Annotated in this window: 5 protein-coding genes and 1 pseudogene; 4 read left to right on the forward strand and 2 right to left on the reverse strand. The window is 60.5% G+C overall.

The genetic code is table 11. The annotated features are described in order from the left end of the window. The 4 genes and pseudogenes from J4G38_RS18485 to J4G38_RS18500 form a co-directional block, all read left to right on the forward strand. Nucleotides 1-282, forward strand: a pseudogene (locus J4G38_RS18485) (ABC transporter ATP-binding protein); the annotation flags it as partial. A 144-nt stretch (nucleotides 283-426) separates the two neighbouring features. Next, nucleotides 427-975: a histidine phosphatase family protein gene (locus J4G38_RS18490; protein WP_210519856.1), complete on the forward strand. Its 549-nt coding sequence runs from the start codon at nucleotides 427-429 to the stop codon at nucleotides 973-975. Between the two features lie 26 nt (nucleotides 976-1,001). Then, the gene (locus J4G38_RS18495; protein ID WP_210519854.1) at nucleotides 1,002-1,556 is read left to right on the forward strand and encodes an ABC transporter ATP-binding protein; all 555 of its coding nucleotides are present in this window, start codon (nucleotides 1,002-1,004) and stop codon (nucleotides 1,554-1,556) included. Nucleotides 1,557-1,741: 185 nt separating this feature from the next. Beyond that, entirely contained in the window at nucleotides 1,742-2,296 is a 555-nt protein-coding gene (locus J4G38_RS18500) for a DUF4136 domain-containing protein (protein WP_210519852.1), read from the forward strand. Nucleotides 2,297-2,416: 120 nt separating this feature from the next. On the opposite strand, the gene J4G38_RS18505 is transcribed toward J4G38_RS18500, so the two are convergent. Both J4G38_RS18505 and J4G38_RS18510 read right to left on the reverse strand, forming a co-directional pair. Then, complete coding sequence (locus J4G38_RS18505) at nucleotides 2,417-3,400, reverse strand: XdhC family protein (protein ID WP_210519850.1); 984 nt, start codon at nucleotides 3,398-3,400, stop codon at nucleotides 2,417-2,419. A 9-nt stretch (nucleotides 3,401-3,409) separates the two neighbouring features. Further along, complete coding sequence (locus J4G38_RS18510) at nucleotides 3,410-4,825, reverse strand: urate hydroxylase PuuD (RefSeq protein WP_210519849.1); 1,416 nt, start codon at nucleotides 4,823-4,825, stop codon at nucleotides 3,410-3,412. Nucleotides 4,826-5,069: the final 244 nt, after the last annotated feature.

Consider the following 5,069-nt stretch of genomic DNA (forward strand, 5'->3'; position numbering starts at 1 on the left):
GGCCGGGCCTACATGCGCGACGCCCAGCTGCTCATCCTCGACGAGCCCACGGCCGCCCTGGATGCCCGCGCCGAGTTCGAAGTCTTCGAGCGGTTCAAGGAGCTGACGCAGGGCAAAACCGCCGTGCTCATCAGCCACCGCTTCAGCACCGTGCGCATGGCCGACCGCATTTTGGTCATCGAAAACGGCCAGTTCGTGGAAATCGGCTCGCACGAAAAGCTGCTGGCCAACGGCGGGCGCTACGCCGAATTGTTTGCGCTACAGGCGGCCGGGTATCGGTAGGAAGCCGGCTGGCGACGGGGGCCACCCGCTACCTTGCGGCAAGCGAGCTTCTCCCGCTGCCGGCCAGCCGGACCGGTCATTTTTTCTTACCCCATAATGCCAGAATTTACTGATTCCGATAGGGCCCGGCTCTATTTGCTCTTCATGCTCAGTCCGCTTGCTCCGAAGATGCCGGCAGCCCCGAAGAGCCCCGTGCTCCGGATAATCATCATCCGGCACGGTGAAAAACCAGCTTCTGGCGATAACCTTTCCTGTGCCGGCCTCAACCGGGCGCTGGCCTTGCCCGCGGTGCTCAACCAGCTGCTGCCCGCGCCACCCGACTACACCTTCGTGCCGCTCATCGGCACCGATGGCAAGGACACGACCAGTATCCGAATGCTGCAAACCGTCATGCCCTACGCGGTGCAGCACAACCTCACCATCAACAGCGACTTCGCCGTCGATAATATAAAGGGCCTCACCAAAAAGCTGCGGCACCGCAGAGGCGCGGTGCTGGTAGTATGGGAACACGTCAATATTATCAAAATTGCCGAAAAGCTGGGCCTAAAAGACGTTCTGGGATGGCCTGACGACGATTTTGACAGTGTCTGGACCATCAGCTTTAGCGGCGGCGGTGCCAAAGGCAAAGCCAGGCACCCGGTATTAACCAGGAGCAAGGAGCACATCAACCCCTCGGCTATTTGCCCAGGCTAACCCAAAATTCGACCGGGCCTGCCCACATGCGCGCCGCCCAGCTGCTCATCCCCGCCAAGCCCACCGCCGCCCTTGATTGCCGCGCCGGGCCCGAAGTATGTCAGCGCTTTACCGAATTAACAAAAGGGAAACCGGCCGTGCTCAGCAGCCACCGCGTCAGCACCGTGCACATGGCCAACCGCATCCTGGTGATTGGAAACCGCCAATTCGTCGAACATCGGCGCGCACGAAGAGCTGCCGGCCAGGGTCGGGCGCTACGCCGAATGGTCTGCGCTGCCGGCCGTTGGCTACCGGCAGGGTTTGAATTTCCGGTGAGGGTACGTATCTTAGTCAGCCCATACCCGTCCGGCCATTCCATGACTAAAGTATTACGCATGCTATTGGCCCTCAGCAGTAGTGCGGGCTTGCAGGGCCTTGTTGCCTTGCGGGAGGCCGTCTTCGAATCGGATTATGGCTACTGCGGGCATTGCCATCACAGCAGATGCCTGCTGTGCAACTCAGTACACCCTGTTTTCTCCGGCTTCCGCATCTGGGCTAGTGGCTACGTTCTCGCGCCGGTTGCCGCCGGCCGCAACTATTGATAGCCTGCCTGCCCGCCCGCGATAGCGTGAGCCGGAAAACTTTTCTGGTTGGTAGTCAGACCCTCTACACGCAAATTCTCGTAGCTTGAATGTCTTTTTACTTCTAAATTTCCACAGTGATGACCCGCACAATTACCCGTTTATGCGTTTTTTGCCTCATTGCTGCGCTCGCCGGCTGCATGACCATGCGGGAAGCCCGTGTGGATTCGGACTATAGCTACCGTGGCAACTTTCGCCACTACCGCACCTACGATTTTGTGTCCGGCACTGGCCTGACTTCCGATAGCAGCCACCTGGGGCAGTCCGTGCGCGAGGCCATTCAGCAGCGCCTGCTGGCCCAGGGCTACAAGCTGGCCCGCCGCCGGCCCGACATGCTGGTGAATTTCCGGGTGTACCAGGGCGACATGAATTTCCACGGTTTCCAGCAGGAAGACCTCAGCCAGTGGATAAAACGCAACATTGAGGAAGACGACGAAACCCCCAAGGAAGAGCGCCAGGGCTACCAGCCCATCCGCCTGCTGCTGGCCGAAGGCACGCTGCTCGTCACCCTCATCGACGTGAAAACCAACCGCGCCGTCTGGAACGGCTACGCCTCCGGCGTGACCGTGCCCGACGGCCCGATGGGCGAAATCGTGCTGCGCCGCTCCGTGCGCTCCATTCTCGACCGCTACCGCGTCTTCACCGAGGAATTTGCCAACGGCAACATTCAACACTCCGACGCCAGCGATTCGGACCGGTAGGGAAGAGCGTAAGATGGGAAGAGGGATGTGGTTTGGGCCTCTTTCCACCTCCCGTTTTCCATAGCCTTCATTTCCCCACTTTCCCCTTCTTCCCACCTTCCATTTTCCCTTTTCCCTAAATTACCCGTGCCGAACCTGAATCAGCTCAGCGGCAATACTGATGGCAATTTCTTCGGGCGTCTGGCTGTTGATGGGCAGCCCGATGGGGCCGCGCAGCCGGGCAATGGCTTCAGCCGAAAAGCCTTCTTCGGCCAGTCCCCGGCGCAGCTCGGCCACTTTCACGGTGCTGCCCATCACGCCGAGGTAGCGGTAGGAAAGGCCTAGCAAATGGCGCAGCACCACGGCATCGGTGCGGTAGCCCACGGTCATCACCACCACATATTCGTGCGGCCCGATGGGGATTTCGGCGGCCACATTTTCGTAGCTGATAACGCGCCGATGGTGGGCCGCGTCGTTGGCAGCCAGGGTGGGCAAATCGGGGCGGTCATCGAGTACCGTCAACTCGAAATTAAGCTGGGCGGCCACTTTCGATAGGGCCAGACTGACGTGGCCGCCACCTACAATGGTGAGGTGGTCGCGGAATCCCAGCCGCTCGCGGTACTGCCACGTTGGGCCGGGCTGGTAAACATAAAAGGGAGTGGCAACGGCCCAGGAAGCCGGCGTTTCGGCGGAAATAACCTGCAGTCCGGTTTCGGCGCTTAGGGCCAGATAGTGGCCGGCGCCGGTTTGCAGGGCTTTTTCAATAGCCATTACGTTGGCCAAATTGCTTGCCATCAGCGGCCAGAGCAGAACATCCTGCTCCCCCGAGCACATCATGCCGGAGCGGTCGGCCGGGGCCTCGCGCCGATGAATCTGGGGCCGCAGCAGCGGGGTGGTGTCGCCCTCGCGCAGGCGCTGCCGGGCCAGCTCCACGAACTTGTGCTCCATGATGCCCCCGCCGATGGAGCCGGCGATTTCGGCAGCCGTTACGGCCATTTTGAAGCCCTGCCGGCCAGGGCTGCTGCCCTCGCTGCGCAGCACGCACAGCAGTGCCACGGGCGTGCCCGCCCGCAGGCTGGCCGCCGCCAGGGTCCAAACGGGCAGGTCGCGGGGGAAAGCGGGCATAGCGCGGGGTTACTGGTTCAGCGCGCCCTGGTCAATCCAGCATTTGATGAGGTCGCGCTCCTCCTGGGTAATCATCGTTTTGTTGTTCTGCGGCATCGTTTTGGTGACCACCACCCGCTGCATAATTTTGTCTTTCAGGCGAATAATATCTTCCGGCGTATCGTACACCACGCCATTGGGCGGCGATTTGAATACGTCGTCGGTCGGGTGCGCGGAGTGGCACTGAATGCAGCGCTTCTGCACAATCATGTTCACCTGGCTCATGCTCACCTGCTGGGTGCAGATGGCGGCAGTGGCCTTGTTTTCGGCCGGCGGCGCCGTCACGAACACCACGCCCAGCAGCAGCGCGGCCGAGGCCGGCAACACCCACACGTTGGTGCCGGACTGGTGCTTTTCGCGCAGGTTCAGCCAGTGCTTCACGCCAGCCGTGCCCAGCGTGATGGCCGCCAGAATGGCCCACGGAAACGAGTGCCCGAAGGTGCTGGGAAAGTGGTTGCTGACCATCACAAACAGGACGGGCAGCGTGAAGTAGTTGTTGTGCAGCGAGCGCCAGCCCGCGTTTTTGCCCAGCGCGGGGTTGAGCGGCGTGCCTTCGGTAGCGGCTTTCACCATGGCCTTTTGGGCCGGGATGATGATGAAGAAAACGTTGGCTACCATGATGGTACCCAGCATGGCCCCGAAGTGAATATATGCCGCCCGGCTGCTGAACACCTGCGCGTAGAAGTAGGCAAACCCCACCGCAATCAGAAAGCCCACCACCGCAAACCAGATGCCCTTGGTGGCCAGCCAGCTTTTGCACAGCGCATCATACACCAGCCAGCCCACCACGAACGAGCCCACGCCAATGCCCACGCCCGCCAGCGGCGAAATGTCCAGCACCCGCGGGTCAATCAGCATGGAGCTGGCGTTGAAATAATACACCACGAACAGCAGGCTGAAGCCCGAAAGCCAGGTGAAATAGGCCTCGTACTTGAACCAGTGCAGGCTTTTGGGGATTTCTCTGGGGGCCAGCTTGTATTTCTCCAGATAGTAAAAGCCGCCGCCGTGCACGGCCCAGAGGTTGCCGGCCAGCTCGTCGCGCACGTTGTCGGTGCGGTTGAGGGCGTTTTCGAGGAACACGAAGTAGAACGAGGCCCCAATCCAGGCGATGCCGAAGGTGATGTGCATGAGGCGCACCACAATGTTCATCCACTCCATAAGGTGGCCGGCCCAGGGTGAATCGCGCGCCAGCACATAGCAAATGCCCACGCCCGAGATGACGGCCAGCAAAATCAGGGCATAGGAATAGCCTTGCAGCGTGAAGCCGTTTTCGCCCACCACTCCGCCATCGGGCCGGGTTTTGGCCACGCGCTGCAGAGTGAAAATGACGCCTAGCAGCAGCAGGAAGGCCAGTATCAGAGAAAGCAGGGTAACGTATTGAAGCATATGGAAAAGTGGGCAGCTACCGGGCTAATATGGTCAAAAGAACGTCGTGTCGGGCGCCGCCGAGACCTCTCGCTCGGGGCAGCATTCAATCAGTCGAGTTACTACGGCACGCGAGATGTCTCGGCGGCGCCCGACATGACAGGCTGAATAAACGTTCTTGCAACCCCCTCCAATTTAATTGGGCCAGGAAAAAGTCCTCAATTTAGCGCCAAACTTTGCTTCCATGCCAAACCTTGCCCTGCGT

Origin of the sequence: Hymenobacter terricola, assembly GCF_017921975.2 — a bacterium.
GTDB classification, from domain to species: domain Bacteria; phylum Bacteroidota; class Bacteroidia; order Cytophagales; family Hymenobacteraceae; genus Hymenobacter; species Hymenobacter terricola.

Bases quoted from the DNA above. Each gene is read 5' to 3' on its own strand.
- J4G38_RS18490 (WP_210519856.1), top strand. From the start codon at position 427: ATGCTCAGTCCGCTTGCTCCGAAGATGCCGGCAGCCCCGAAGAGCCCC.
- J4G38_RS18495 (WP_210519854.1), top strand. From the start codon at position 1,002: ATGCGCGCCGCCCAGCTGCTCATCCCCGCCAAGCCCACCGCCGCCCTT.
- J4G38_RS18500 (WP_210519852.1), top strand. From the start codon at position 1,742: ATGCGGGAAGCCCGTGTGGATTCGGACTATAGCTACCGTGGCAACTTT.
- J4G38_RS18505 (WP_210519850.1), bottom strand. From the start codon at position 3,400: ATGCCCGCTTTCCCCCGCGACCTGCCCGTTTGGACCCTGGCGGCGGCC.
- J4G38_RS18510 (WP_210519849.1), bottom strand. From the start codon at position 4,825: ATGCTTCAATACGTTACCCTGCTTTCTCTGATACTGGCCTTCCTGCTG.